Here is a 25,378-nt window from a genome sequence, read left to right on the forward strand (position 1 = left end):
CGGGCGGAAAAGCGCTGACTGTGCCATTTACCGTTAGGAAACTTTCCTTTATATTTGGGAGCATCCCCCAGCATGAAGGAACGGTGACATGCGCAGAGTATGGACCTTCTTAGCCATGGCGGCGGTCTCCGTCGCCACCGTCGTCGCCCTGTCCCCGCCGGCCTCGGCGCACGGTTACATCTCCGACCCGCCCAGCCGCCAGGCCAACTGCGCGGCCGGCAAGGTCAAGAACTGCGGCCAGATCATCTGGGAGCCGCAGAGCGTCGAGGGCCCCAAGGGCCTGCGCAACTGCAGCGGCGGCGACCCCCGGTGGTCCCCGCTGGACGACGACAGCAAGGCCTGGCCGGCCGCCTCCGTGGGTGACACGGTCAACTTCAAGTGGCTCATCGAGGCTCGGCACGCCACCAGCACGTGGGAGTACTACGTCGGCGGCACCCGGATCGCGGTCTTCGACGACCACGGCAGACAGCCGGGTTCCACGGTGACCCACTCGGTGAACCTGGGCGGCCGTACCGGGCGCATCAAGCTGCTGGCCATCTGGAACATCGCCGACACGGAGAACGCCTTCTACAACTGCGTCGACCTCCAGGTGGGTCCCGGCGGACCGACGCCGACCCCCACCGCCACCCCGACGCCGACCCCCACGCCCACCCCGACCCCCACGGTGACCCCCACCCAGGGCCCGACCGGCAACTGGACGGCGGGCACCGCGTACAAGTCGGGTGACCAGGTGGTCTACAACAACGTCACCTACCGTTGCGTCCAGCCGCACACGGCGCTGCCCGGCTGGGAGCCGCCGAACGTGCCCGCCCTGTGGCAACGGGTGTGATCGTCTAGCTCCGGTGCACGGGGGCGGTGCGGTCGGCCATGATGGACGGGCCGGCCGCACCCCCCTTCCGGAAGGACGTCGATGAAGCGACTTCTCCTCGCCGTCGGCGTCGTCGCCGGAGTGGCGGCGGCCGTCTGGGGCGCCGTCCTGCTGATGTCCGCGACGGCCGGTCCGGCTCCGGCCAGGCAGCGATTGGCCGTCGCCCCGCCGGTGGTGCGCGACAGCGTGATCACCGACGGCGGCGGCCGGGTCGTCGAGCAGCTCGCCCCCGACTGCGCGGCCAGCCGCCACCCCGCCTTCTGCCGCCGGGTGCGCGACGAGCTGACCGCGATCGATCCGCGGCTGCTCACCCGGAGCGGCCTGGTCGTGGCGACCACCCTCGACCCGCGGGCGCAGCAGGCGGCGCAGCGGGCCGTCGAGGCTCGGGTCCGCCCGGATGACGCGCCCGTCGCCGTCGAGGCGATGGTGGCGCCGGGCAGCGGCGAGATCAGGGCACTGGCGGCCAGCCGCGGCGAGGGCGCGCACGCCCTCCCCCAGGGCTCCACGGCGATGGCGTACACGCTGGCGGCGGCGCTGTCCGGCGGCTTCCGCTACGACGACGGCTTCCCCCGCGCCCGCTCCTTCCAGGCCACCGGCTACAACTCCTTCACCAACTGCAAGGGCGAGAACGTCGGCGACCCCACCCATACGATCATCGGCCGCGGCGGCGAGGACGGCGGCGCGTTCACCACCCTGCGTTCGGCCGCCCGCGCCGTGCCGAACCCCTTCTTCCTGCGGCTGGAGGAGCGGGTCGGCCTCTGCCGGACCGTGCGCACGGCTCAGCGGCTCGGCCTCGCCCGCCGCGACGGGACACCGCTGCAGGAGTACGAGACGTTCACGCTCGGCATCAACGAGGCGGACACCGTCACCGTCGCCGCCACCTACGCCACGCTGGCCGCCCACGGCCTGCGCTGCGCGCCGAGGGCGGTCGAGGAGGTCCGCGACGGCTCCGGCAAGGTGCTGCACGCCCTCGCCTCCCGGTGCGAGCAGGTTCTGGACGCGGCCGTCGCCGACGCGGTGACCGGCCTGACCGTCGGCGGACGCCGCTACGACGTCGTGGACGGCACCACCGTCCCCGGCCCGATCTGGCGCGCCTCGATGGCCGAGGCCCTGCGCGGGGCGGCGAGGTCCCGCTTCCCGGAGCCGGACGAGGCCCGCTTCGCCGGCTGTCGCCTGGCCTGCCCGAAGTAGCGCCTCAGCGGGCCTTCAGCAGCTCGGCGAGGCGGTCCATGGACTGGACGCCGCCCTTGGGCCCGTCGGCGCGGACGATGGCGTCGCGCGCCTCGACGGACGGGTGCACCGACCGGGCCACGTACCGGGTACGGCCGCCGGCCTCCTCCAGCCGGACGGTCTCCAGGGCCACCTCGCCCGGCGTGCCCTCGAACTCCCACGTGCGCACGTACCGCTCCGGCGGCACGACCGCGTGGTAGACGCCGCCGAAGGCGTACTCCCGGCCGCGGGCGTCGGTGTTGACGAAGCGCCACCGTCCGCCCGGCGCGACCTCCATGGCGTCCACCCGGGTGTCCAGCCAGTGGGGGCCCCACCAGCGCGGGATCAGCGCCGGGTCGGTCACGACCCGGAACACGACGTCCCTGGGGGCGTCGAAGGCCCGGATCATGATGATGTCCTGGCGGCCGGGTTCGATGACGAATTCGGTCTCACCCATGGTCACGTCCTTCCTCGCTGTGCCGGAGCTTGCTGATCTCCTGGTCGAGCCGGTCGAAGCTGCCGGTCCAGCGGTCGCGGTAGCGGTCGATCCATGCGGAGGCGCCCTCCAGGGGTTCCGTCTCCAGGCGGCACGGCCGCCACTGCGCGTCGCGTCCGCGGCTGATCAGCCCGGCCCGCTCCAGCACCTTCAGGTGCTTGGACACGGCCTGCAGGCTCATCTCGAAGGGCTCGGCCAGCTCGTTGACCGTCGCCTCGCCGTCGGCCAGCCGGGCGAGGATGGCCCGCCGGGTCGGGTCGGCCAGGGCGGCGAAGGTGAGGCTGAGCTGGTCGTCGGGCATCGGTGGGTACGTTCCTTCCTGGGCGGTGCCGACCCTAATGGTCCACGATCGCGCCGCAGGAGACGTTCACGGTCGCCGACGTCATGGTCCGGGCCCGGTCGGAGGCGACGAACGCCGCCACGTCGCCCACGTCGGCGAGGGTGGCGAGCCGTCCGAGCAGGGTGGGCTCGCGCAGCTCCGCCTCCAGCGCGGCCTTGCCCGGGAACGAGTCGGGGATGCTCTCCGGCACGCCGCCGGTGATCAGGGTGACCACGCGCACGCCCTGCCTCCCGGCCTCGCACGCCCACTGGCGGCGGATGCCCTCCATGGTGTCCAGCGACACCTTGAACCCGCCCAGCCCCGGCTGCGTCTGCGGCCCGCCGCCGCCGAACAGCAGGACGACGCCCGAACCGGCCATGTGCCGCACCGCGGCCCTGATGGTGAGGAACTGGGTGCGCGCGGCGACCTGGATCGGCCGCAGGAAGTCCTCGACGGAGATCTCGGCCAGCGGGCGCTGCACGTCCTGGACGGAGATGGCGTTGAACGAGACGTCGATGCGGCCCTCGCGGGCGGCCACCGAGCCGGTGAACGCGTCGACGGCCTGCTCGTCCAGCGCGTCCACGAGGGCGGTCTCCGCCGTGCCGCCGGCCGCACGGATGTCGTCGGCGACCTTGTCGAGCGGGGCCTGGGTGCGGCCGGCCAGGAAGACGCGGGCGCCCTCGCGGGCGAAGGCGCGGGCCACCGCGCCGCCGATCGAGCCGCCGCCGCCGTGGACCACCGCGATCTTTTCTCGGAGAAGCATCTCTTCCTCCTTGTTCAACTCATTGGTTTATCAACCTATAGGTTGAATACGCGGTGGTGTCAAGAACTGGACAGGTCTGGAGGCTTTATCCGATCTTGTCAGGACTCCGGGGCGGTGTTACCTCTGGCGGGACGGGCGTCAACCGCGCGTCTTCTGTACCCAGGAGGAACCGTGTCCACTAGACCCTGGTTACGCAGCGCCGTGATCGCCCTCGCGGTCACCGCCTCTGCCCTGCCCCTGACCGGCGCCGCGCGGGGCGAACCCGGCGGCCAGGCCCCGATCGTCCACGACTTCCAGGCCGAGCAGCACGGCAAACCGGACCTGGACCACCGGCAGGGCCGCGTCCCGCCGCCCGCCGGGCTCGGCGCGCGGGCCGCCGGCGCGGAGATCCGCTGGAACGCCCTCGGCACCCCAGCCGTCGTCACCGGCGCCGCGCCGCTCGCCGAGGGCCTGGGCGAGGATCCCGAACGGGCCGCCCGCGCCTACCTGACCGCCAACGAGCCGCTGTTCGGCCTGTCGGCCGAGGAGGTCGCCGGGCTGGAGAAGGTCGCGGTCAACCCCCTGGGCGCCGGTCACGCCGTGCTCCTGCGCCAGCGGTTCGGCGGGCTGCCGGCCGGGGTGGACGGGCTCGTCGCGGTCGGCGTCGTGCGGGGGAAGGTGCGCCACGTGACCTCCTCGCTCGCCCGCGAGCAGGCCGCGCCCCCGGCCGCCGCGATCAGCGAGGCGCGGGCCCTGGAGATCGCGGCCCGCGACGGCGGCGTGGACCTGGCCACGGCGACGACGAAGCAGGTCACGAAGGTGGCCGTGCCCGCGCCGGACGGCGTGCACAGCGCGTACCAGGTGGTCCTGATCGGCGGCGGGAGGGGCGAGGCGGCGGCGTACACCACCCACGTGGACGCGGTCAGCGGCGGCATCCTCACCCGCGAGAACCTGGTCGACCACTTCGACCCGGAGAACCCGCGCTGGGCGGCCTTCCCGGTCAACCCGCCCGGCGACTACTCCGCCACCGACACCCGGCGGACCTGGTGCCAGGCGGCCGGGCCCGGCTGCGACCTCGCCACCGGCGGCGACCCGGCGACCGGCCGCGCCTGGGACGTGGACCACGCCACCGGCACGCCGACCCACACCAGCGCGGGCAACGCCGCCCGGACGTACGAGAACCGCGCGAGCGGCGACCCGTTCACCGTCGGCACCCGCGCGAACGCGCCCTCCCCGAACCGCGACTACGTCTACCCCTGGCGCAACACCTGGCACCAGGCCAAGTGCGACCCGGCGACGTTCGACCAGCCGGGCGAGGCGGACCTGGAGGCCGCCATCGCCAACCTCAACGCCATGCACAACCGCATGCACGACTGGTCCTACCGGCTCGGCTTCACCGAGTCCGCCTGGAACATGCAGGTGGACAACGGCGACCGCGGCGGGCTCGGCAACGACCCCGAGCTGGGCAACGCCCAGGCCGGCGCACGCGTGTCGTCGGTACGCGACAACGCCAACCAGATCACCGGCCCCGACGGCGTCGCCCCGATCACCAACATGTACCTGTGGCAGCCGATCGCCGGCTCGTTCTACTCCCCCTGCGTGGACGGCGACTACGACATGTCGGTCATCGGCCACGAGTACACCCACGCCATCTCCGGCCGCATGATCGCCGGACCGAACGCCGGCTGGAGCGGCGCGCAGGCGGGCGCCATGAACGAGAGCACCTCCGACCTGTTCGCCATGGAGTACCTCGACGAGTACGGCTTCCGCTCCTCCGGCGCGACCCCGTACGTGATCGGCCCGTACGTCACGGGCGACCGGACGCGCGGCATCCGCAACTACGACATGTCCAGGTCGCCGCTGAACTACAGCGACATCGCCTACGACCTGGTCGGCGCGCAGGTGCACGCGGACGGCGAGATCTGGACCGCCACCCAGTTCGACGTCCGCGAGGCGTTCGTCAAGCGGTACGGCAAGGGCACGCCCGCCCGGCAGCGCGACTGCGCCGACGGCAAGGTGGCGGTGGACAGGTGCCCGGGCAACCGGCGGTGGGCGCAGCTCTCGTACGACGCCCTGCTGCTGATGGCCTCCGGCGCGGTCAGCTACGTCGATCACCGTGACGCGATCCTGGCCGCCGACGCCATCCGCTTCGACGGCGCGAACCAGGACATCCTGTGGCGGGCGTTCGCCGAGCACGGCCTCGGCAAGGGCGCGGCCAGCAACGGCCCGAACGACCCCGACCCGACGCCGAGCTTCGTCGACCCGGCGGGCCGTAACGGCTCCCTCCAGCTCAAGCCGCTCGGCGCGGCCAAGGACGCGGCCCTGCGGCTCTACGTGGGCGACTACGAGGGCCGCGCGGTGCCGGTCGCCGACACCGATCCGGCCACCCCGCTGGGCGACACCGTCGAGATGACGCCGGGCACGTACCGGTTCGTGGTGGCGGGCGCCGGGTTCGGGCACGCGCGGCTGACGTTCCCGGTGGTGGCCGGGGCGAAGCTGCCGCTCCCGCTGCCGCTGCCGCGCAACCTCGCCTCGTCCGCGGCGGGCGCGACGGCCGCCGGCGACGGCGTCAACCAGGCCCGGCTGATCGACGACACCGAGGCCACGAACTGGGCCTCGCGCACCGGCGCGCCGGCCGGCAGGTCGGTCACCGTGGACCTGGCGGGCGACCGTCCCGTCACGGTGCGCAGGGTCCAGGTGAGCGCGATGCTCCGGCCCGACGTCGGCGACGCCGCCGATCCGGGCGGGCAGAACAGGTTCTCGGCGCTGCGCGCGTTCGAGGTGCTGGCCTGCGCCGCGAACTGCGCCGACCCGGCGAGCTTCAGGAAGGTCTACACCAGCCCGGCGGACGCGTTCGACGCCACGCTGCCCCGGCCGCGCGGCGCGGACCTGCTGGTGCGCTCCTTCCGGGTGCCGCCGACCAGCGCCACCCACCTGATGCTGCGGGTGGTCAGCAGCCAGTGCACCGGCAACCCGCGCTACGCGGGCGAGCAGGACGCCGACCCCACCTCCGCGACCGACTGCGCCACGGCGAGCCCGGCGCGCGAGCAGGTGCGGGCCGCGGAGTTCCAGGCGTACGCACACTGACCCGCCGGCGGGCCGGCCGACCCGCCCCTCCCAGGGGCGGGCCGGGCGGTCAGAACGGGTAGTGGGCCTGTTCGGTCGCCAGGGTGATCCAGCGGGTGTTGCTGAACGCCTCCAGGCCCCACCGGCCGCCGAACCGGCCGTAGCCGGAGGAGCCGGCCCCGCCGAACGGCGCCTGCGGCTCGTCGCCCACGGACTGGTCGTTGACGTGCACGATGCCGGTCCGCAGGCGGCGGGCCACGCGCAGGCCGTGGGTGCCGTTCTCGGTGATGATCCCGGCGGTGAGGCCGTGCTCGGTGTCGTTGGCCAGGGCCACGGCCTCGTCGTCGGTGGCGAAGGTGCCGACCACGCACACCGGGCCGAACGCCTCGCCGTAGTACAGACCAGCGTGCTTCGGCACATCGGTCAGCACCGTGGCCGGGTGCACCGCGCCCTCGGGCTCGCCGCCTCCGGCCAGCACCGTCGCGCCCTTGGCGACCGCGTCGGCGACCAGCCCGGCCACCCGGCGCGCGGCGTCCGCGCTGACCAGCGGCCCGATCACGGTCTCCGGCCGGGACGGGTCGCCGGCGGGCAGCGCGCGCACCTTGTCGGCGAACCTGCGGCCGAACTCCTCCGCCAGCGACTCGTGCACCAGCACGCGGTCGCCCGACATGCAGATCTGGCCCGCGTTCATGTAGACGCCGAACGCGGCGGCGTCGACGGCGTGGTCGAGGTCGGCGTCGTCCAGGACGATGATGGCGTTCTTGCCGCCCAGCTCCAGCAGGGCGGGCTTGAGGTGGCGGGCGGCGTGGGTGCCGATGATCCGGCCGACCTCGGTGGAGCCGGTGAAGTTGACCGCGCGGACGCGGGGGTCGGCGATGAGCGCCTCGGCGACCACGGCGGCGTCGGCCGGGTCGTTGGTGACCACGTTGAGCACGCCCGCGGGCAGCCCGGCCTCGTGCAGCAGGTCGGCGACGAACAGGCCGCACGCGATGGGGGCGTCCTCGCTGGGCTTCATGACGACGGTGTTGCCCGCGGCCAGGGCGGCGGCCACCGAGCGCACGCCGAGGATGATCGGCGCGTTCCACGGCGAGAAGGCGGCGACCACGCCGAGCGGCTCGCGCACGGCCAGGCCGAGCACGCCCTCCTCCTGCGCGGTGAGCACCTCGCCGCGCGGCGCGGTGATCGCGGCGGCGGCCTCGCGCAGCATGTTCGCGGCCAGCCCGACGTTGAACAGCGCCCACGGGCGGGTGCCGCCGGCCTCGGCGGCCATCAGCGCCACGGCCTGCTCGCCGCGCTCCTGGAGCAGGTCGGCGGCCTTGAGGAAGATCGCCCGGCGGGCGAAGGGGCTGGTGGCGGCCCAGCCGTCGAAGGCGGCCTGCGCCGCGTCCACGGCCGAGGTGACGTCCTCGACGCCCGCGGCGGCCACGGTCGCGTACACCTCGCCGGTGTAGGGGGCCAGGTCGGACGTCGTGCGGCCGCTCAGGGCGGGGACGTTCTTGCCGCCGATCAGCAGGTCACGGGTGATGGTCATGCGGACTCCCCTGATATCTCGGTAAGGACGCGCTGGGCGACGGCGAAGGCCGCGTTGGCGGCCGGCACCCCGCAGTAGATCGCGCTCTGCAGCAGCACCTCGCCGATCTCGTCGGCCGTCAGCCCGTTGCGCACGGCGGCGCGGACGTGCATGGCCAGCTCGTCGAGGTGCCCGTGCGCGACCAGCGCGGTGAGGGTGACGCAGCTCCTGGTGCGCCGGTCGAGGCCGGGCCTGGTCCAGATCTCCCCCCAGGCGTAGCGCGTGATGAGGTCCTGGAAGTCCCTGGTGAACGCGGTGGTGCGGGCGACGGCCCGGTCGACGTGGGCGTCCCCGAGCACTTCCCGGCGCACCCGCATGCCGGGGGCGGCGGGCAGGTGGGCGAGCAGCGCGGCGGTGACCCGTTCCGGCTGGTCGACGCCGGCCAGGTGGGCCGCTCCAGGCACCTCCACGAGCGTCGCGCCGGGGATGCCGTCGGCCAGCTCCCTGGCGTGCGCGGGCGGCGTGGCCGGATCGTCGCGCCCGCCCAGGACCAGCGTCGGGACGGCGATGCCGGGCAGCTCGGCGCGCAGGTCGTAGCCGGCCAGGGCGTCGCAGCAGGCGGCGTAGCCGGCGGGGTCGGCGGCGGCGAGGTCGTCGAGCAGCGCCGGGTCGCCCGGCCCGGCGAACCAGCGCTTGGCCGTGGGCTCCAGCAGCGGCGCGGTGCCCCGCTCGCGGACCAGCGCGGCGCGCTCGCGCCAGCCGTCCGGCTCGCCGAAGCGGGCCGAGGAGCAGATCATCGCCAGGGACAGCAGGCGTCCGGGGTGGCGCAGGGCGAGGGTGGCGCCGATCGCGCCGCCGATGGAGATGCCGGCGTAGTGGAAGGCGTCCAGGCCCAGGTCGTCGGCCAGGTCCAGGACGAGCCCGGCCAGGCCGTCGATCGTGGACACGCCGGGCGACGGGGAGCCGCCGTGGCCCGGCAGGTCGAAGCGGACCACGCGGAACCTGCGGGCCAGCGCGGCGACCTGCGGCTCCCACACCCGGGTCGAGGTGCCGACCGACGGGCCGAGGACGATCGGCTCGGCGTGTTCCGGGCCGTCCACCCGGTGCTGCAACAACGTCACTTCTCCTCCAGCGCCCGCTTGACCAGGGCGGCGGCGGCGCCGGGCGGTCCGGCGACGGTCAGGGCGGCGCGCATGCGCCCGGGGTGCACCCGCAGGCCGGCGACCAGCTCCGCGGCGTCGCGGGCGGCGCCGGCGACCAGGCGCAGCGCCTCGCGCAGCGGCTGCCATTCGGCGTGCCAGGCGCCGGGCGGGCGCTCGTCCTCGGCGGCGAGCGAGGCGTACAGGACCGCGGCCTGGGCGGGCACCTGGCGGGCCGCCGCGGCGATCATCGTGGCCCGCACGGGGTTGTGCTTGTGCGGCATCGACGACGAGCCGCCGCCGACGCCCTCGGACACCTCGCCGATCTCGGTACGCGACAACACCAGCACGTCGGCGGCCAGCTTGCCCAGCGCGCCCGCGGTGAACGCCAGCGCCCCGGCCAGGTCGGCGACGGGGGTGCGCAGCACGTGCCAGGGCAGCGTGGCCGCGGCCAGCCCCAGCTCGGCGGCGAACCGGCCGGCCACCTCGAGCGCCGCCGCGCCCGCGTCGTCCGCGTCAGGGGCGGTGAACCGGTCGAGGGTGCCGGCGGGGCCGCCGAGCTGGGCGGGAAGGGCCTCGCGGGCGGCGCGGAGGCGGTCGCGGGCGTCGAGGGCCAGCTTCCGCCAGCCCGCCGCCTTGAGCCCGAATGTGGTGGGCACGGCCTGCTGGGTGAGCGTGCGGGCGGCCATGACGGTGTCGCGATGGGCCCACGCCAGCGTGGCGAGCCCGGCGGCCACCCGGTCGAGGTCGGCCAGGACCGGCCCGAGCGCCCGGTGGGCGACCAGCATGAGCGCGGTGTCGAGGATGTCCTGGCTGGTCGCGCCCGCGTGCACGTGCTCCCCGTACGGCCCGGCGGCCGCGCGCAGGTCGTCCACCAGCGGGATGACCGGATTGCCGCCCGAACGGGCCCGCGCGGCCAGGCCGGCCGGGTCGAACAGCTCGGCACGGGCCGCGGCGGTCACGGCGTCGGCCGCCTCCCGCGGCGCGCGCCCGAGCGCGGCCAGCACCCGGGTGAGCGCGGCCTCCGCGTCGAGCATGGCCTGCAGGACCGCCACGTCGCCGGTCGCCTCGGCCCCGCCGCGCATGGGCGCGAGCAGCCCGAAGTCCCCCAGACCGCCCACGGAGGGCGCGCCCGGGTTCCCTCCGGCGGGGTCAGCCGAAGTCAAGGAAGACCGTCTCCTTCTCGCCCTGAAGATGGATGTCGAAGCGGTGGACGCCCTCCCGCTCCTCGACCGCGACCAGCGTGCGCGCCCGCTCGGGCGGCAGCGAGTCGAGGAAGGCGTCGGGCCGCAGGTAGATGCGGGTGAACAGGTGGTGGAGCAGGCCGCGGGCGAACACGCACACGCTGATGTACCCGTTGCCCGGCTCGACCGTGCGCAGGGTCCAGTGGCCGTCGGCGTCGGTGGGGACGCGGCCGAACCCGGTGAAGTCGACGCCGTGCCGGCCGATCACCGCCCCGTCGACCGGGTCGCGGCGCAGCGAGCCCGGCGCGCCGGACAGGTTGCCCGTGGGGTCGGCCTGCCAGAACTCCAGCAGCGCGTCGGGGATCGGGTCGCCGGCGCCGTCGTAGACGCGGCCGTGCACGATGATGCCGCCGGTGGCCAGCTCACCGCCGCCGGGGAAGGGCAGCGCGTAGCCGTAGAACGGGCCGATCGTCTGCGAGGGGGTGGGGTTCATCGGCCTTCCTCCATCCAGGTCGCGGCGGGCCCGTCGAGCACGATGTCCCACCGGTAGCCGAGCGACCACTCGGGCTTGGACAGGTCGTGCGCGTAGGTGGAGACCAGCCGCTGCCGGGCGCCGTCGTCGGTGACCGACTGCAGGATCGGGTCGTAGGGGAACAGCGGGTCGCCGGGGAAGTACATCTGGGTCACCAGCCGCTGGGCGAAGGCCGTGCCGAACAGCGAGAAGTGGATGTGCGCGGGCCGCCAGGCGTTGAGGTGGTTGCGCCAGGGGTAGGGGCCGGGCTTGATCGTGGTGAAGTGGTAGCGGCCGTCGTCGTCGGTCAGGCAGCGGCCCACGCCGGAGAAGTTGGGGTCGAGCGGCGCCGGGTGGTCGTCGCGCTGGTGCAGGTAGCGGCCGGCGGAGTTGGCCTGCCAGATCTCCACGAGCTGGCCGCGTACGGGCCGGCCCTGGCGGTCGAGCACCCGGCCGGTCACGGTGATCCGCTCGCCCAGCGGCTCGCCGAGGTGCTGCCGGGTCAGGTCGGAGTCGAGGGCGGTCACGTCCGTGACGCCGAACACCGGGCCGGACAGCTCGCTCGCCTCCGGGTCCTTCAACGCGACCAGCGGCTGCTTGGGATGCCGCAGCAGGGTGCTGCGGTAGGGGGCGTAGTCGCGCGCGGGGTGGTCGGCGGGCCGCTCGCCGCGCGACTCGCTCAGCGCGGCGATCTCGCGGTCGATGTCGGCCTGCGTGAGTGGTTCGGACATGGACGCTACCTTTCGAGTACGACGGCCAGCCCCTGGCCGACGCCGATGCAGAGGGAGGCGATCCCGACGCCCGAGCCGGCCGCGGCCAGCCGGTGGGCCACGGCGCCGGTGACGCGGGCCCCGGAGGCGCCGAGCGGGTGGCCGATCGCGATCGCGCCGCCGTCGGGGTTGACCAGGGCGGGGTCGAGCTCGGGCAGCTCGGCCAGGCAGCCGAGCACCTGCGCGGCGAACGCCTCGTTCAGCTCGACGGTCGACAGGTCGCCGAAGCCCTTGCCCGCCTTGGCCAGCGCCTTGCGCACGGCCTCGACCGGGCCGAGCCCGAAGTAGCGCGGCTCCAGCGCGCTCGCGGCGCTCGCGGTGAGGCGGGCCAGCGGCTCGCGGCCGCGCAGCCCCTCCTCGTCGGTCAGCAGCAGCGCCGCCGCGCCGTCGTTCAGCGGGGAGGAGTTGCCGGCCGTGACCGTGCCGCCGTCCTTTCTGAACACCGGCTTGAGCCGGGCCAGCGCCTCGGCCGAGGTGTCGTCGCGGATGCCCTCGTCCCTGGTCAGGCCGGCGATCGGGACGATCTCGCGGTCGAGGGCCGCCTTGGCCGCCTTCCGGTGGCTGCCCAGCGCGTACGCGTCCTGCTCCGCGCGGGTGATGCCGTGCTTGTCGGCGATCAGCTCGGCGCCCTCGCCGAGCGCGACCGTGTGCTCGGCGGGCATCCTCGGGTTGACCAGCCGCCAGCCGAGCGTCGTGGAGACCAGCTCCCCGCCGCCCGCCGGGAAGGCGCGGTCGGGCTTGGGCAGCACCCAGGGCGCGCGGGTCATCGACTCCACGCCGCCCGCGATCACCGCCGAGGCGTCGCCGACCGCGATCGCCCGGTACGCCTGGATGACCGCCTCCATGCCCGAGCCGCACAGCCGGTTGACGGTGGCGCCGGGCGTGGTGACCGGCAGCCCGGCCAGCAGCGCGGCCATCCGGGCGACGTTGCGGTTCTCCTCGCCCGCGCCGTTGGCGTTGCCGAGGATCACCTCGTCGGCGCTCTCCTGGCCGGTCCGCTCGACCAGCGCCGCGACGACGTGCGCGGCCAGGTCGTCGGGGCGCACCTTGGCCAGCGCGCCGCCGTGGCGGCCGAACGGCGTGCGGACGGCGTCGACGATGTAGACGTCCTTCATGCGATGACCTCCGCGTCGGTACGGTTGCGCAGCTCGTCCAGGCCCACGCCCGGCGCGCTCTCGACCAGGGCCAGCCCCTGGTCGGTGACGTCGAGGACGCCCAGGTCGGTGATGATCCGGTGCACGCATCGCCTGCCCGTCAGGGGCAGCGAGCACTCCTCGACGATCTTGGGTGAGCCGTCCTTGGCGTTGTGCTCCATGATCACGATGACCTTGCGCGCGCCGTGCACCAGGTCCATGGCCCCGCCCATGCCCTTGACCAGCTTGCCGGGGACCATCCAGTTGGCCAGGTCGCCGCGGGCCGAGACCTGCATCGCGCCGAGCACGGCCACGTCGATGTGGCCCCCTCGGATCATGCCGAACGACAACGAGGAGTCGAAGAACGACGCGCCGGGGAGCACGGTGACCGTCTCCTTGCCCGCGTTGATCAGGTCGGGGTCGACGTCGGCGGGCGCGGGGTAGGGGCCGACGCCGAGGATGCCGTTCTCGGAGTGGAGGACCACGTCGACGCCCGGCGGCAGGAACGACGGGATGCGGGTGGGCAGGCCGATGCCGAGGTTGACGTAGTCACCGTCGCGCAGCTCGGCCGCCGCCCGCGCGACCATCTGGTCACGGGTCCAGCTCATTCGGTGACCGTCCCTCCTGCCGGAGGCGGGGTGATCGTACGCCTCTCGATGCCCTTGTCGGCGGCCTGCTCCGGGGTGAGCGGGAGCACGCGCTGCACGAACACGCCGGGCAGGTGGACCTCGTCGGGGTCGATGTGCTCGGCCAGCTCCTCGACCTCGGCGACGGTGACGCGCCCGGCCATGGCGGCCAGCGGGTTGAAGTTCCTGGCGGCGCGGTGGAAGACCAGGTTGCCGGAGCGGTCGCCCCTGGCCGCCCGGACCAGCGCGAAGTCGGTGCGGATGCCGTGCTCCAGGACGTACTCCCGGCCGTCGAACTCGCGCACCTCCTTCGGCGGCGAGGCGACGGCGACCGTGCCGTCGGGGTGGTGGCGCAGCGGCAGGCCGCCGTCGGCGACGGGGGTGCCGACCCCGGCCGGGGTGTAGAAGGCGGGGATGCCGCTGCCGCCGGCCCGCAGCCGCTCGGCCAGGCTGCCCTGCGGGGTCAGCTCGACCTCCAGGTCGCCGCCGAGGTACTGCCGGGCGAACTCCTTGTTGTCGCCGATGTAGGAGGCGGTCACGCGGGCGATGCGCCCGGCGGACAGCAGGATGCCGAGGCCGCCGCCGTCGACGCCGCAGTTGTTGGACACGACGCCGATGCCGGTCACGCCGGTGTCGTAGAGGGCCTGGATCAGCACGTTGGGGATGCCGCTGAGCCCGAAGCCGCCGACCGCGAACGACGCGCCGTCCCGCACGCCGGCCAGCGCCTCCGCGGCCGTCGCGACCACCTTGTCTCTCCGCACGACACTCCGTTCAGCCGAGGTGTTCGCTCTGCGAACTTTAGTTCACTATTATGAGTTCGAGTATCTGTAACCGGGGCGTTCCTGTCAAAGCCCCCACCTGGATGAGGAGCCGCCGATGGAACCGGCCGGGACCCTGGAGCGCGGCCTGGCCGTGCTGCGCGTGCTGGCCGCCGACCCCGGGCGGCCCATGCGCGCGACCGACCTCGTACGCGCCACCGGGCTGGCCAGGTCCACGGTCGACCGCGTGCTGGCCACGCTCGTGCACCTCGGCCACCTGCGGGTCGAGGGCCGCGACGTGCTGCTCGCACCGCCGCTGATGGAGCTGGGCGCGGCCTACCTGGCCTGCGACGGCCTCCAGGAGAGCCTGTCGCCCCTGGCCGAGCGGCTGGCCGCCGAGCTGGAGGAGTCGGTCTCGCTGGCCGTGCGCGACGGCGACGGCGTGCGCTTCGTCGGCCAGTTCACCCGGCGGCGCACGATGTCGGTGGCCTTCCGCGTGGGCGACCTGCTGCCCGCCGGGCGGTGCGCGGCGGGGCTGGCCCTGCTCGACCCCACCGCGCCGTGGGCCGAGGACGACCAGCTCATCGAGCCGGGGCTGATCGCGGTCGCGCTGCCCGTACGCGACCCCGGCGGCACGGCGGTCTGCGCGGTCAGCGTGGTCAGCCACACCAGCAGGCACACGGTGGCGGGGCTGCGCGAGCACGCCCTGCCCCGCCTGCGCGCGACGGTGGCGGACATGGAGGCCGCCCTGGCGGCCCTGGCCGCCCGGCCCCGGGAGCCGCGCCGCGCGCCCGCCGGCCTCGACGGTTCGCGGGCCGTCAAGGAGGAGCTGGGCATGGGCTACCTGCAGTCGCTCGCCCGCGGCCTGGCCGTGCTGGTCTCGCTCGGGTCGGCGCGCGGCGGCTGCACGCTGGCCGAGTCCGCCAGGGTGACCGGCCTGCCCAGGGCCACGGTCCGGCGCGCGGTGCTGAGCCTGGAGGGCCTCGGCTACGCCGCCGCCGAGGGCGACCGCCACGTGCTGCTGCCCAAGGTGCTCGAACTGGGCTACGCCCACCTGTCGGAGCGTACGTTCGGCGAGGTGGTCCAGCCGCACCTGGCCGATCTGGTGGCGCGCGTCCGCGAGTCGGCGTCGGTGGCGGTGCTGTCCGGCGACGACGTGCTCTACGTGGCCCGGGTGCCCACGGTCAGCATCATGAGCGTGGACATCACGGTCGGCACCCGCTTCCCGGCGTACGCCACGTCCATGGGCCGGGTGCTGCTGGCCGGCCTGCCCGCCGCGCGGGTGGCCGCCATCGAGCCGAAGCCGCTGTCCCCGCACACGATCACCTCGCCGGAGAGGCTGGCCGCGGCCGTGCGGCAGGCCGCCGCCGACGGTTACGCGCTGGTGGACCAGGAGCTGGAGGAGGGCGTGCGGTCGATCGCCGTCCCCGTGCGCGGGCCGGACGGGAACGTGGTGGCCGCGGTCAACGTGGCCACGCACGCCGGCCGGGCCAGCCGCGACCACCTGCTGCGCGACGTGCTGCCCGAGCTCAGGCGGACGGCCGCGGGCATGGAGGCCGACCTCGCGCACACCGGCCGGCTCCCCTAGACGAGTAAGTCCTAAGTCGAGTCAGTGGTCGTAGGCGATCAGGGATCGGGTGACGGGCTGGCCGGTGGCGCGGTTGTGCCAGATGGCGGCGGTCAGGGCCAGGATGCGCTGGGCGATGCGGGCGCCGACGCCGATGGCGGTTCTGGCGCCGTGAAGCTCCAGGTCGAGTTGGCCCTTGAGGGTGTCGTTGACGGACTCGATGAGCTGGCGGATGGGCTTGAGGAGTTCCTCGCCGGGGCGGGGTGTGCGGTTGCGGTAGGACGGGCGTAACAGCCGCACCCCCCGTTCGGCCAGGAAGGCGTCCAGCTCGGCGGAGATGTATCCCTTGTCGGCGATGATGAGCAGGCCGGGGCGTTCGGTCACGAGATCCGGGTCGTGTTCGATGACGGCCATGAGCACCTGGCGTTCGTCGATGTTGGGGGTGGCCAGGGCCCAGGTGATGGGCAGTCCGGCCGGGGTGCAGATCAGGTGCAGGCGCAGGCCCCAGAACCAGCGTGAGTGGGAGCGGCAGTAGCCGTAGCCGGCCCACCCCGCCAGTTCGGAACGGCGGGCTGTGGGGCGGGAACGGCCACACTCGACCGGGGTGGAGTCGGTCACCCAGAGCGGGTCGTCCCACAGGTCGGTGTCACGGGCCAGGGCTCGGATCGCTCTTTTGAGCAGGGGGAGGGCCTTGTGCAGGCGCTTGTTGTAGCCGGACTGGCCGGGCAGGTACGGAAAGGCGCCGGGCAGGTGTGCGGGGACGTAGCGCAGCCAGCGGGTCTGGGAGTGCACGCCGAGCAGGACCTGGGCGACTGCCAAGGTCAGCAGTTCGGCGTCGGTCAGTCGGGGTGGTCGTCCTGGCCGGGGTGATTCGCCCAGCCAGTCGTCGATCTTCACGTACAGTGCGGTCAGAAGGGTGTTGAGGTCGTTCGTCACACATCGATCCTCGACACCCTTCGTCGTGCCTGCACTCCGAACGACTTAGGACTTACTCGTCTAGCGCGCCCTGCCTACCGGGTCGCCTCGGCGCGGGCCTCGCTCGGGGTCAGGCCGTACCGGGCGCGGAACAGGCGGGCGAAGTGGGCCTGGCTGGAGAAGCCCCACCGGTGGGCCACGTCGGCGATCGTGGTCTCCAGCGCGCGCGGCCCGGTCAGCTCGGCGTGCGCCCGGACCAGCCGCCGCTCCACGATGTGCCGGGCCGGCGAGCGGCCGGTGGACTCGAAGATGCGCGCCAGGTGCCGCACGGAGATGCCCATGACCCCGGCCACCTGCGCCGCCCCCAGGCAGGGGTCGTGCAGGTGCCGGTCGATGTAGTCCTCGGCGACGATGAGCTGCGACCGGTAGGCGTCCGGCCCGGGACGCCCGCCCGTACGCTCCTCGGCGAGCTGCCTGAGCAGGCCGAGCACGGCCCGCTCGGCCTCGGCCGGGTCGGGCGCGGACCGCAGGGCGGCCAGGCCGCCGATCATCGAGCGCAGCGCGGCCACGAGCACGCCCTCCCGCGCCGTCCCCCTGCCGAACACCATCGGCCCCGGCAGCCCGCCCGCCACGCACGCCTGCGCGAACAGCTCGCGCGGGACGTCCACCAGGATCTGCCGCATCGAGGAGGAGAAGCCGAACAGGTACGGCCGGCGCGTATCGTAGACGACCAGCTCGCCCGCCGTGGCGGCCAGGCAGCCGTTCTCGTGCAGGAACACCGCCTCGCCCTTGAGCAGCAGCGTCGCGAACACCGAGTCCTTCGGCGTGGACCTGACGGTCTGCGGGCTGCGCTCGATCGCGTGGGCGTTCCCGGCGATCTCGGCCAGCCGCAGCCCGGCCAGCTCGATGTTGGTCTGCCTGGCCAGCAGGCCGTGCTCGGAGTACGACGTGCACGACAGGCCCACCAGCGCCCTGCGGTTGTAGTCCTCCCAGAAGTGGATGCGCTCGGCGGGTTCGACGTGCTCGGTCGTGGCCTGGGAGATCACGGAGACGGCGGACAAGGCGACCCTCCTCGCGTTCGTGCCGGTCAGGGGACACACAGCTTAGGTGAGATGTCACACAGCCAGATAGCCTCCGTCCACGGGGACGACCGCCCCGGTGACGTACGACGCGCCCGGCGAGCACAGGAACGCCACCACCGAGGCGACCTCGCGCGGCCTGCCGAGCCGCCCGCCGGGGATGCGGGCCAGCACCTGGGCCAGGGCCGGCGGGTCGTCGAGCACGCCGCGGGCCAGCGAGGTGACCACGAAGCCGGGGGCGACGGCGTTGACCCTGATGCCGTCGGCGGCGTACTCGGCCGCCAGCGACTTGGTGAGCTGCGAGACGCCGCCCTTGCTGGCGCTGTAGGCGGGCCGGTCCCTGCTGCCGGAGAAGGCGAACATGGAGGAGACGTTCACGATCGCGCCGCCGTGCTCGGCCAGCGCCGGGCGGGCGGCCTGGCAGGCGACCATGGTGGCGGTCAGGTTGACCTCGATGACGCGCTGCCAGCGGGCCAGGTCGTACTCCTCGCGGTCGTGGCTGACGCCCGCGCAGTTGACCAGCGCGTCGAGCGGGTCGCCGGCCGACAGCAGGCGGGCCAGGCCGCCCCGGTCGAGCACGTCGTGCTCCACCACCCGGACCAGCGGGTGCACGGGCAGCTCGGCCGGGTCGGCGGGCGGCAGGCCGAGCGCGGTCACGGCCGCGCCCAGCTCGGCGAGGAGCACGGCGGTCGCCGCGCCGATGCCGGAGGTGCCGCCGGTCACGAACGCGTGCCGCCCGGCGAACAGCCCGGGGGCGAGTCCGTCGGTCACCGGAGCCGCCCCCCGTCCTGAGACGGTCGCACCAGCACCTTGACCTGGTCCTCGCCACGCAGCAGCGCCTCGAACCCGTCGCGCACCACGTGCTCCAGCGGGATGGTCGCGGTGACGATCGCGGCCAGGTCCACGCCCTCCTCGGCGACGATGCGGATCAGCTCGGGGTAGGCGTCGCGGTAGCCGACGCTGGTCACGATCGTCTGCTCGTTGTTGACCAGGGCGAAGGCGTCGAGGGAGACCGTGCCGGTCAGCCCGAGGAAGACCACCCGGCCGCCGCGTCTGGTGGCGGCCAGGCAGGCGCGCAGCGTGCCCTCCGAGCCGACGGCCTCGAAGACGACGTCCGCGCCCTCCCCGCCGACCGCCTCGGCCAGCCCGTCGCCCGTCGCCGCCTCGACGCCGAGGCGGCGGGCCAGCTCCAGGCGGGCGGGCGAGCGGTCGGCGGCGACCACGCGGCCCGCGCCGGCCCGCGCCGCGAAGCGGGCCACGAGCAGCCCGATCGGGCCGAGCCCGAGGACCGCGACGGTGTCGCCGGCGCGGATCCCGGCCCGCCGCACCGCGTGCAGGGCCACGGCCGCGGGCTCGAACACCGCCGCCTGCTCCAGCGGCACCGACTCGGGCAGCCGGTGCAGCATGTACGCGGGCACCGTCGCCCGTTCGGCGAGCCCGCCGTGCCCCATCAACCCGGCGAACCCGAAATGGCGGCAGATGTTGTACTCCCCCGCCCGGCAACGCGGGCAGTTCCCGCACCGGTAGTGCGGCTCCACCGCGACCCGGTCGCCGACGGCCAGGCCGGTCACGCCCGCGCCGAGACCGGTCACCGTGCCGCAGAACTCGTGGCCGAGCACGATCGGCGCGCGGACGCCGGACTCCGGGTGCGGCTCGCCCACGGGGATGGCGTGCGGGCCGTCGGCGTACTCGTGCAGGTCGCTGCCGCAGATCCCGCAGTACGCCACCGCGATCGCCGCCTCCCCCGGGCCGGGCTCGCGCACGGGGACGTCCTCGACCCGCACGTCCTTCGCCCCGTGCCAGACCGCGGCCCTCACGCGGCCGCCCTGCGCAGCGCGGCGGGGGCCGTCTCTTTCAGAGCGAAGGCGAGCCCCACCACGACCAGCGCGCCGCCGGCGGCGATGAACATCGCGGCCTGCAACCCCCACTGGTCGGACGCCCAACCGGCGACCATCGGGCCCAGGAAGCCGCCCGCCAGCTCGCCCACGCCCATGATCACGCCGAGCGCGGTGGCCAGCGCGCCGCGCGGCACGGTCTCGGCCGGGATGGTGGCCATGAACAGCGTGAAGCAGCCGAGCCCGGTGTAGGTGACGATCATGATCGCGCCGAGCAGCACGGGGCTCTCGACGTAGACCACGGCCAGCGGGCAGAACACCGCGAGCGCGGTGAAGCCGATCAGCGCGGGCTTGCGTCCCAGCCGGTCGGAGATGGCCGGGGTGGCGAAGCCCCAGAGCACCCAGGCCACGCCCAGGCAGGTCATGACGCCGCTCATCGTGCCGGGCCCGAAGCCCTTCACCTGGGTCAGGTACGTCGGCGTGAAGGTGATGATGGTGACGAACCAGGTGAGGTAGCAGCAGGCGATGAGCATGCACACGACGATGTTGCGCAGCTTCAGCACCTCGCCCAGCGGCACCCTCGGCTCCTTGGCGGGCGCCTCGGCCGCCGTCCGCGGCGACCGCTCGCGGACGAACTTCGCGATCAGCAGGGCCATCACGAGCCCCGGCACGATCGTGACGTAGAAGGCGACCCGCCAGTCGTAGGTCTCGGCGATCCACACCACCACCAGCGGCGCGAGGATGCCGCCGAGCAGCCCGGCCGACGAGCCCTGCAGCAGGCCCATGTTGAAGCCCCTGCGGCGTTCCCGGCTGGCCTCGACCATGAGCGACTGCGCCATCGGCAGCACGGCGCCCTCGGCCGTGCCCATCAGCGCGCGGGCGGCCAGCAGCCCGGCGAACCCGCCCATGAGCCCGGACGAGGCCGAGAACAGCGAGAACAGCACCACGGCCACGACCAGGATGGGCTTGCGCCTGCCGAGCGCGTCGGACAGGCGGCCGGCGAACATCCCGGCCAGCGCCCAGGTGAGCGCGAGCACGCCGGACAGCGTGCCCAGCTCGGCGTTGGACAGGCCGAAGTCCTGGTCCATGTACGGCGCCAGGAACGACAGCGCCTGCCGGTCGAAGAAGACGAAGCCGAAGGACAGGAAGAGGATGACGAGAAGGCGGTTCTCGTACCGGTCGGCGGCCCTGGTGTCCGGCGCGGCCGCGATGTCGGTCATGACGCTCTCATTTCGGGGGATGCGGCGGGGCGGCGGTCAGCGGAACAGGGAGTTGACGTAGTCGGCGCCGATGCCGACCTTCTCGTAGTGCTCGCGGCACATCTTGATGTAGTCGTGCACGTCGAAGAAGCCGTCGGGGTCGCCGTTCTCGTCCAGCCAGACCAGCGGGCCCTTGACGATGAAGAACGTCTTCATCGGCTCGCCGCTGTCGTAGGCGACCAGCGTGTGGCCCTCGCCCGGGGCCTCGTAGACGAAGTCGCCGGCGGTGGCCGTCCAGGGGCGTTCCAGGTAGCCCCACTTGCCGGAGATCGTGTACGCGAACACCTCGTGCGGGTGGTAGTGCCGGTTGACCAGCCCGGCCTCCTTGGCCCGCAGGATGTCGGCCCAGCTGTTGTCCTTGACGTTGATCCACAGCGGCCGCGAGCCGACGGTCTCGGTGAACGGCACGTAGTACCGGTCGTCGTCCGTGGCCACCTTGGACAGGTACACCTCGGGCAGCGCGTCCGGCCGGAAGGAGTTCTCGATCGGCCGCAGGTCCTTCCAGAACTCGCCGGTGGGGTTGTCGGGCATCTGAACGGCCCCTTTCGTGTCGTGTTCCCGGCAGTGAATCCCGGCGGGACCGACACCGTCTTTCCCCAGGTGGACGTGGCGGCTTGCAGATTCAGGACATGCGGCCGCGACGCGGGCCGGCCGGCGATCAGGCGCCGAGGTCGCGCACCACGTTGTCCAGCCGCACGGCGAGGTCGTCGAGGGCCTGCCCGCTCGTCGCGGCGCCGTCGGGGAGCTGGGCCATGACGTCCTCGCGGCTGGCTATCACCAGCCCCCGGTGGGCGTCGTCGATCTCCGCGGCCCGCAGCACGACGCAGTCGCCCCGGACGAACACGAGCGTCGCGTCGGCGTGCTCCGACTCCAGCAGCCTGCGTACACAGTCACGGTCGATGAGAGACATCACGGCTCCTCTTCCCCTCAGCGGGCGTGTACCCCCACAGAAGGACCGAAACCCCAGGTGGTCGCCCCGGGCGTCGCGCTAGCCGAAGGTGGGCGGGCCGCCGTCGTCGCGGGCGCGCCGCCGCGCGAACACCACCAGGTACGCGGCGGCGGCCACCGCCAGGATCGCCGGCGGCAGCGCCAGCGCCGGCCGTCCGGCCAGCACCGCGAGCACCGCCAGCACGACCCCGACGAGCAGCAGCAGCGCGGCGGCCAGCAGGCGCAGGCCGAGCGCGCTCGACGGCGGCGGCTTCTGCGGCCAGTGGCCCTCGCCGCCGCCGTGCACGCCGGGCACGCCGGTGTCGCTCACCACGCCTGAGCGGCTGATCTCGTCCGGGGGCGGCGGCTCGCGCAGCACCGGAGCGAAGAACTCGTCCTCGGGATCGTCGTCTCGCCGGTTCATGAGGGTGACCCCTACCCAGGATTCCGGCCGCTCCCACGAGTGAACGGCGGGGCACCGGGAAGGGCTGTTGCTGGCGGTAGCGAGCCGCTCACCTGCGTGAACGAGGACTGAGGACATGACGACGACGCCGCATCCAGCATCGGGGGACGAGCAGCGTGAGCACACCCTGCGCGATGCCGTGAGGACGGACATCGAAAGCGTCGAGGAGCCCGCCCGGCTGCTCCGCGTGAGCGCGATGGCCCGCAGCCTGCTGGAGGAGGCCAAGGGGGTGCACCTGGAGGAGCGCGCCAGGGAGCGCATGCACCGCATCTACGAGCAGGCCATCCAGGAGGTCGCCGGGGCGGTCGCCCCCGAGCTGCGCGACGAGCTGGAGCGCCTGCGGCCCACCCCGAACGGCGGGACGCCGACGGAGATGGAGATCCGGGTCATGCAGGGGCAGCTCGTGGGCTGGCTGGAGGGCGTGTTCCAGGGCATCCAGGCCGGGCTCCAGCTCCAGCAGGCCGCCGCCCGCCAGCAGCAGCTCGGCCTGCACGCCGGCCGCGCACTCCCCCGCCCCGACGGCGTCCGCGCCCAGGGTGAGGGCAACTACATGTAGACACGGGAGCCGGGAGCGGTCAGCGGGAGGGGCTCCATTCGGGCCGCCAGCCGGGGCGCAGGCGGTAGCCGTAGGCCAGGTGGCGCAGCGTCTGGCAGGGGGAGCCGGCGGCCCCGCCGCACAGCGGGCAGACGGCGTCCCCGGCGTCCCCGGCCGACAGCGGCGGGGTGTGCTCGTTCAGCAACGCCAGCTCGGCGCCGCAGCGGGCGATCGCGTCGGCCGGGTCGTGCAGGGCGATGTGGATCGCCTCGACCGGGTGGAGCAGGTCGTCGTCGTGGAAGCCGACGCGGGTGATCGTCCGCCCGCCGCCGAACTCCAGCCGCCGCGCGCCGCCCGCGCCCTGGCGTACCGGGGCGGCGGCCGAGCCGGCGGCCGTGAGGTAGCGCCAGGGGCCGGCGCCCGCCGCCTCCGCGGTGGCCTTGTCGGCCTCGATCTGCGTGCGCAGCCACTGGATCAGCGTGGCGCCGTCGGTGTCGAGGACGCCCTCGGCGCCGTCCAGCTCGCGCAGGAACGGGGTGACCGCCGCGTTCAGCTCGGCCACGAACGCCTCCAGCGACGCCTGGGCGTCGTCCAGGTTGGGCAGGCCCTCGGCGCGCGGCCGGGTGGGCGTCGGCAGCCGGTCCCCGGACAGGGGGATGCGCAGCTCCAGCGTGCTCAGCGCGGTCGGCGTGCCCTCAGCGCCGGCCGCGTAAGGCTGCTCGCCCTGGTGCCGCCAGCTCGACCAGCCGTCCGGCAGCGGGACTGGCGGCGGCGCGGCGAGCTCGACCACGGCCAGCGGATCGCGGCCGTCCTCGGCCCGGTGGCAGGTCGCGTCCAGGACCCGGGGATGGGTGCGCACGTACGGGGAGTCGGCGACCGGCCGGGTGGCGACCTCCCAGGCGGCCAGCGCGAAGTGCAGGGGGTCCAGCGTGACGCCGCTCGCGCCCGCCTCCCCGCCCGTGGCCGCGAACGCGTGCCGCCACCTGCGTAGCTGTTCGCCGTAGTGCTCCTGCGTCCCGCCGTGCCCGGCGTCGATCCAGAACGCCTGCGTCGCGGTGCGAACCGTGCTTCTCATGCCAGAACTCCCTTAAATCCCCTGCCGTCCCTCCTGCCCGGTATCGCGGGCGACCAACGCCTCCGGACGACCCTCCGTTAGCGCTGTGACCTGCGGGGTAGGCCACGGCCAGCGGGAAGTGCGAGCGAGGGGGATTGTGGTCATGCGCACGACTGCTTTTCGGGGCATCAGCTCCATCAACGGGGGATCGCGGCCATCGGCTCCGCGGCGTATCCAGATCGTGCACACGGAGTCGCGAGGACGGTCGCATCCGTTCGTCGCGGCCGTGCTCGGCGCCTGCGCCGGGGCCGCGGTGACGTACCTGCTGGATCCGGACCGGGGCCGGACGCGCCGCGCCCGCGTGCGGGACAAGGGCTCGCACGCGACCCACGAGGTGCGCGACGGCCTGGGCGTGCTCGGCCGCGACCTGTCCAACAGGGGCCGCGGGTCGGCCGCGGCGGCCAGGTACCGCCTGACCGGCGGCTCCGCCGACGACCGCGTCCTGCACGAACGCGTACGCGCCGAACTGGGCCGCCACATCAGCCACCCGCACGCCGTCGAGGTCGACGTGCGCGAGCGCGTCGTGACGCTCTCCGGCGACGTGCTGGCGGGCGAGGACGAGCGCGCCCGCCAGAAGCTGCGCCGCATCCCGGGCGTCAAGCGGGTGGAGACCAACTGGCACGTGCACAGGGACGGCACCGACGTGCCCCGGTTGCAGGGCCAGGGCCGCCGCCGCAAGGCGGTGCCGGAGCTGTTCCAGCAGCGCTGGTCGCCCTCGACCAGGCTGGTCGCGGGCGGGGCGGCGGCCTCGATCTGGGCGATCACCGGCAAGCTGCCGAGGCCGCTGTCCTGGCTGACCCGCTGCGCCGCGTCCGCGCTGGCCGTGCGGGCGGCGACGAACCTGCCGCTGCGCCGCCTCACCGGCGTCAACGCCGGTCGCGAGGCGATCGACGTCAACGCGGCCGTCTCGATCGCGGCGCCGGTGGCGGCCGTGTGGCCGCTGGTGAGCGACTACTCGCTGTTCCCGCGCTTCATGCCGGACGTCGAGGAGGTGCGGCTGTCGGCCGACGAGCTGCGCTCCCACTGGGTGATCAGGGGCCCGGCCGGGACGCGCATCCGCTTCACGGCCACCGAGACCAAGCGCGAGGAGGGCGCGGAGATCGCCTGGAAGTCCGGCGACGGCGAGCTCATCGCCCACACCGGCGTGCTGCGCGTGGACGCCCAGGCCGACGGCAGGACGCGCGTCCAGGTGCACCTGTGCTACAACCCCATCGCGGGGGCGGCCGGGCACGCCATCGCCGGGCTGCTCGGCGCGCATCCCGCGCGCAAGCTGCGGCAGGATCTGGTGCGGCTGAAGGAGCACGTCGAGAACCAGGTGCAGCCGGTCGCGCCGTCGCTGCTCTGACCGCCGGA

The 25,378-nt window shown here is 74.0% G+C and carries 26 protein-coding genes; 6 read left to right on the top strand and 20 right to left on the bottom strand.

Annotated elements, in window-relative coordinates; all coding sequences use genetic code 11:
* Nucleotides 1-115: 115 nt before the first annotated feature.
* On the top strand, nt 116-829 hold the full coding sequence (locus ACNF49_RS45280) for a lytic polysaccharide monooxygenase (RefSeq protein ID WP_482941591.1): 714 nt from the start codon (nt 116-118) through the stop codon (nt 827-829).
* Nucleotides 830-910: 81 nt separating this feature from the next.
* A complete protein-coding gene (locus ACNF49_RS45285) occupies nt 911-2,059 on the top strand; it encodes a hypothetical protein (protein ID WP_482941592.1) in 1,149 nt (382 codons plus the stop codon).
* Nucleotides 2,060-2,063: 4 nt separating this feature from the next.
* On the opposite strand, the gene ACNF49_RS45290 is transcribed toward ACNF49_RS45285, so the two are convergent.
* Genes ACNF49_RS45290 through ACNF49_RS45300 form a run of 3 tightly spaced genes read right to left on the bottom strand, consistent with a single transcriptional unit; the run spans nt 2,064 to nt 3,655 of the window.
* Nucleotides 2,064-2,534: an SRPBCC domain-containing protein gene (locus tag ACNF49_RS45290; protein ID WP_357979733.1), complete on the bottom strand. Its 471-nt coding sequence runs from the start codon at nt 2,532-2,534 to the stop codon at nt 2,064-2,066.
* On the bottom strand, nt 2,527-2,874 hold the full coding sequence (locus ACNF49_RS45295) for an ArsR/SmtB family transcription factor (RefSeq protein WP_357979732.1): 348 nt from the start codon (nt 2,872-2,874) through the stop codon (nt 2,527-2,529). The genes ACNF49_RS45290 and ACNF49_RS45295 overlap by 8 nt, the downstream gene beginning before the upstream one ends.
* 34 nt (nt 2,875-2,908) lie before the next feature.
* A complete protein-coding gene (locus tag ACNF49_RS45300) occupies nt 2,909-3,655 on the bottom strand; it encodes an SDR family NAD(P)-dependent oxidoreductase (RefSeq protein WP_357979730.1) in 747 nt (248 codons plus the stop codon).
* Nucleotides 3,656-3,826: 171 nt separating this feature from the next.
* Here ACNF49_RS45300 and ACNF49_RS45305 point away from each other — a divergent pair, with 171 nt between their 5' ends.
* Nucleotides 3,827-6,721, top strand: coding sequence for a M36 family metallopeptidase (locus ACNF49_RS45305; RefSeq protein ID WP_482941593.1), 2,895 nt, complete (start codon nt 3,827-3,829; stop codon nt 6,719-6,721).
* Between the two features lie 49 nt (nt 6,722-6,770).
* Here ACNF49_RS45305 and ACNF49_RS45310 read toward each other — a convergent pair whose 3' ends face one another.
* The 8 genes from ACNF49_RS45310 to ACNF49_RS45345 are packed head-to-tail and all read right to left on the bottom strand — an operon-like array spanning nt 6,771 to nt 14,334.
* Nucleotides 6,771-8,231, bottom strand: coding sequence for an aldehyde dehydrogenase family protein (locus ACNF49_RS45310; RefSeq protein ID WP_482941594.1), 1,461 nt, complete (start codon nt 8,229-8,231; stop codon nt 6,771-6,773).
* Complete coding sequence (gene pcaDC, locus ACNF49_RS45315) at nt 8,228-9,325, bottom strand: bifunctional 3-oxoadipate enol-lactonase/4-carboxymuconolactone decarboxylase PcaDC (RefSeq protein WP_482945673.1); 1,098 nt, start codon at nt 9,323-9,325, stop codon at nt 8,228-8,230. Before pcaDC ends, ACNF49_RS45310 begins: the two co-directional genes overlap by 4 nt.
* 2 nt (nt 9,326-9,327) lie before the next feature.
* The gene (gene pcaB / locus ACNF49_RS45320) at nt 9,328-10,515 is read right to left on the bottom strand and encodes a 3-carboxy-cis,cis-muconate cycloisomerase (RefSeq protein ID WP_482941595.1); all 1,188 of its coding nucleotides are present in this window, start codon (nt 10,513-10,515) and stop codon (nt 9,328-9,330) included.
* A complete protein-coding gene (pcaG, locus tag ACNF49_RS45325; protein ID WP_482941596.1) occupies nt 10,502-11,026 on the bottom strand; it encodes a protocatechuate 3,4-dioxygenase subunit alpha in 525 nt (174 codons plus the stop codon). Before pcaG ends, pcaB begins: the two co-directional genes overlap by 14 nt.
* Nucleotides 11,023-11,775 (bottom strand): protocatechuate 3,4-dioxygenase subunit beta, encoded by a 753-nt coding sequence (gene pcaH, locus ACNF49_RS45330; protein WP_352328074.1) that lies wholly within the window; start codon nt 11,773-11,775, stop codon nt 11,023-11,025. Before pcaH ends, pcaG begins: the two co-directional genes overlap by 4 nt.
* Before the next feature lie 5 nt (nt 11,776-11,780).
* A complete protein-coding gene (locus ACNF49_RS45335) occupies nt 11,781-12,929 on the bottom strand; it encodes a thiolase family protein (protein WP_357979720.1) in 1,149 nt (382 codons plus the stop codon).
* Nucleotides 12,926-13,555 carry a CoA transferase subunit B gene (locus ACNF49_RS45340; RefSeq protein WP_482941597.1) on the bottom strand — a complete coding sequence of 210 codons (630 nt, stop codon included), beginning with the start codon at nt 13,553-13,555 and terminating at the stop codon, nt 12,926-12,928. Before ACNF49_RS45340 ends, ACNF49_RS45335 begins: the two co-directional genes overlap by 4 nt.
* Entirely contained in the window at nt 13,552-14,334 is a 783-nt protein-coding gene (locus ACNF49_RS45345; protein WP_357979716.1) for a CoA transferase subunit A, read from the bottom strand. Before ACNF49_RS45345 ends, ACNF49_RS45340 begins: the two co-directional genes overlap by 4 nt.
* 115 nt (nt 14,335-14,449) lie before the next feature.
* Here ACNF49_RS45345 and ACNF49_RS45350 point away from each other — a divergent pair, with 115 nt between their 5' ends.
* The gene (locus ACNF49_RS45350; protein WP_482941598.1) at nt 14,450-15,919 is read left to right on the top strand and encodes an IclR family transcriptional regulator domain-containing protein; all 1,470 of its coding nucleotides are present in this window, start codon (nt 14,450-14,452) and stop codon (nt 15,917-15,919) included.
* Nucleotides 15,920-15,940: 21 nt separating this feature from the next.
* Here ACNF49_RS45350 and ACNF49_RS45355 read toward each other — a convergent pair whose 3' ends face one another.
* The 8 genes from ACNF49_RS45355 to ACNF49_RS45390 form a co-directional block, all read right to left on the bottom strand.
* Nucleotides 15,941-16,834, bottom strand: a complete 894-nt coding sequence (locus ACNF49_RS45355) for an IS982 family transposase (RefSeq protein ID WP_482941599.1) — start codon at nt 16,832-16,834, stop codon at nt 15,941-15,943.
* Nucleotides 16,835-16,908: 74 nt separating this feature from the next.
* Nucleotides 16,909-17,874, bottom strand: a complete 966-nt coding sequence (locus ACNF49_RS45360) for a helix-turn-helix domain-containing protein (protein WP_357979712.1) — start codon at nt 17,872-17,874, stop codon at nt 16,909-16,911.
* 54 nt (nt 17,875-17,928) lie between these two features.
* Nucleotides 17,929-18,663, bottom strand: coding sequence for an SDR family NAD(P)-dependent oxidoreductase (locus ACNF49_RS45365; protein WP_482941600.1), 735 nt, complete (start codon nt 18,661-18,663; stop codon nt 17,929-17,931).
* Nucleotides 18,660-19,709 carry a 2,3-butanediol dehydrogenase gene (locus ACNF49_RS45370; RefSeq protein WP_482941601.1) on the bottom strand — a complete coding sequence of 350 codons (1,050 nt, stop codon included), beginning with the start codon at nt 19,707-19,709 and terminating at the stop codon, nt 18,660-18,662. Before ACNF49_RS45370 ends, ACNF49_RS45365 begins: the two co-directional genes overlap by 4 nt.
* Nucleotides 19,706-20,947 (bottom strand): MFS transporter, encoded by a 1,242-nt coding sequence (locus tag ACNF49_RS45375; protein ID WP_357979706.1) that lies wholly within the window; start codon nt 20,945-20,947, stop codon nt 19,706-19,708. The genes ACNF49_RS45370 and ACNF49_RS45375 overlap by 4 nt, the downstream gene beginning before the upstream one ends.
* A 36-nt stretch (nt 20,948-20,983) precedes the next feature.
* On the bottom strand, nt 20,984-21,517 hold the full coding sequence (locus tag ACNF49_RS45380; RefSeq protein ID WP_352324601.1) for a 2,4'-dihydroxyacetophenone dioxygenase family protein: 534 nt from the start codon (nt 21,515-21,517) through the stop codon (nt 20,984-20,986).
* 127 nt (nt 21,518-21,644) lie between these two features.
* Complete coding sequence (locus tag ACNF49_RS45385; protein ID WP_357979704.1) at nt 21,645-21,896, bottom strand: hypothetical protein; 252 nt, start codon at nt 21,894-21,896, stop codon at nt 21,645-21,647.
* Nucleotides 21,897-21,974: 78 nt separating this feature from the next.
* Complete coding sequence (locus ACNF49_RS45390; RefSeq protein WP_357979702.1) at nt 21,975-22,337, bottom strand: hypothetical protein; 363 nt, start codon at nt 22,335-22,337, stop codon at nt 21,975-21,977.
* Nucleotides 22,338-22,452: 115 nt separating this feature from the next.
* Here ACNF49_RS45390 and ACNF49_RS45395 point away from each other — a divergent pair, with 115 nt between their 5' ends.
* A complete protein-coding gene (locus ACNF49_RS45395; RefSeq protein ID WP_357979700.1) occupies nt 22,453-22,932 on the top strand; it encodes a proteasome activator in 480 nt (159 codons plus the stop codon).
* Nucleotides 22,933-22,951: 19 nt separating this feature from the next.
* Here ACNF49_RS45395 and ACNF49_RS45400 read toward each other — a convergent pair whose 3' ends face one another.
* A complete protein-coding gene (locus tag ACNF49_RS45400) occupies nt 22,952-23,986 on the bottom strand; it encodes a DUF6221 family protein (RefSeq protein WP_357979698.1) in 1,035 nt (344 codons plus the stop codon).
* Between the two features lie 220 nt (nt 23,987-24,206).
* Here ACNF49_RS45400 and ACNF49_RS45405 point away from each other — a divergent pair, with 220 nt between their 5' ends.
* Nucleotides 24,207-25,370, top strand: a complete 1,164-nt coding sequence (locus ACNF49_RS45405) for an SRPBCC family protein (RefSeq protein WP_357979696.1) — start codon at nt 24,207-24,209, stop codon at nt 25,368-25,370.
* Nucleotides 25,371-25,378: the final 8 nt, after the last annotated feature.

The sequence above is a fragment of the Actinomadura sp. ATCC 39365 genome (genome assembly GCF_054392275.1).

Excerpts from the sequence above, each read along its gene's own strand:
- ACNF49_RS45340 (WP_482941597.1), bottom strand. The coding sequence starts at position 13,555 with ATGAGCTGGACCCGTGACCAGATGGTCGCGCGGGCGGCGGCCGAGCTG.
- ACNF49_RS45385 (WP_357979704.1), bottom strand. The coding sequence starts at position 21,896 with ATGTCTCTCATCGACCGTGACTGTGTACGCAGGCTGCTGGAGTCGGAG.
- pcaG (WP_482941596.1), bottom strand. The coding sequence starts at position 11,026 with ATGAACCCCACCCCCTCGCAGACGATCGGCCCGTTCTACGGCTACGCG.
- ACNF49_RS45350 (WP_482941598.1), top strand. The coding sequence starts at position 14,450 with ATGGAACCGGCCGGGACCCTGGAGCGCGGCCTGGCCGTGCTGCGCGTG.
- ACNF49_RS45375 (WP_357979706.1), bottom strand. The coding sequence starts at position 20,947 with ATGACCGACATCGCGGCCGCGCCGGACACCAGGGCCGCCGACCGGTAC.
- pcaH (WP_352328074.1), bottom strand. The coding sequence starts at position 11,775 with ATGTCCGAACCACTCACGCAGGCCGACATCGACCGCGAGATCGCCGCG.
- ACNF49_RS45300 (WP_357979730.1), bottom strand. The coding sequence starts at position 3,655 with ATGCTTCTCCGAGAAAAGATCGCGGTGGTCCACGGCGGCGGCGGCTCG.
- ACNF49_RS45400 (WP_357979698.1), bottom strand. The coding sequence starts at position 23,986 with ATGAGAAGCACGGTTCGCACCGCGACGCAGGCGTTCTGGATCGACGCC.
- ACNF49_RS45390 (WP_357979702.1), bottom strand. The coding sequence starts at position 22,337 with ATGAACCGGCGAGACGACGATCCCGAGGACGAGTTCTTCGCTCCGGTG.
- ACNF49_RS45380 (WP_352324601.1), bottom strand. The coding sequence starts at position 21,517 with ATGCCCGACAACCCCACCGGCGAGTTCTGGAAGGACCTGCGGCCGATC.
- ACNF49_RS45295 (WP_357979732.1), bottom strand. The coding sequence starts at position 2,874 with ATGCCCGACGACCAGCTCAGCCTCACCTTCGCCGCCCTGGCCGACCCG.
- ACNF49_RS45290 (WP_357979733.1), bottom strand. The coding sequence starts at position 2,534 with ATGGGTGAGACCGAATTCGTCATCGAACCCGGCCGCCAGGACATCATC.
- ACNF49_RS45285 (WP_482941592.1), top strand. The coding sequence starts at position 911 with ATGAAGCGACTTCTCCTCGCCGTCGGCGTCGTCGCCGGAGTGGCGGCG.
- ACNF49_RS45280 (WP_482941591.1), top strand. The coding sequence starts at position 116 with ATGGCGGCGGTCTCCGTCGCCACCGTCGTCGCCCTGTCCCCGCCGGCC.
- ACNF49_RS45395 (WP_357979700.1), top strand. The coding sequence starts at position 22,453 with ATGACGACGACGCCGCATCCAGCATCGGGGGACGAGCAGCGTGAGCAC.
- ACNF49_RS45335 (WP_357979720.1), bottom strand. The coding sequence starts at position 12,929 with ATGAAGGACGTCTACATCGTCGACGCCGTCCGCACGCCGTTCGGCCGC.
- ACNF49_RS45310 (WP_482941594.1), bottom strand. The coding sequence starts at position 8,231 with ATGACCATCACCCGTGACCTGCTGATCGGCGGCAAGAACGTCCCCGCC.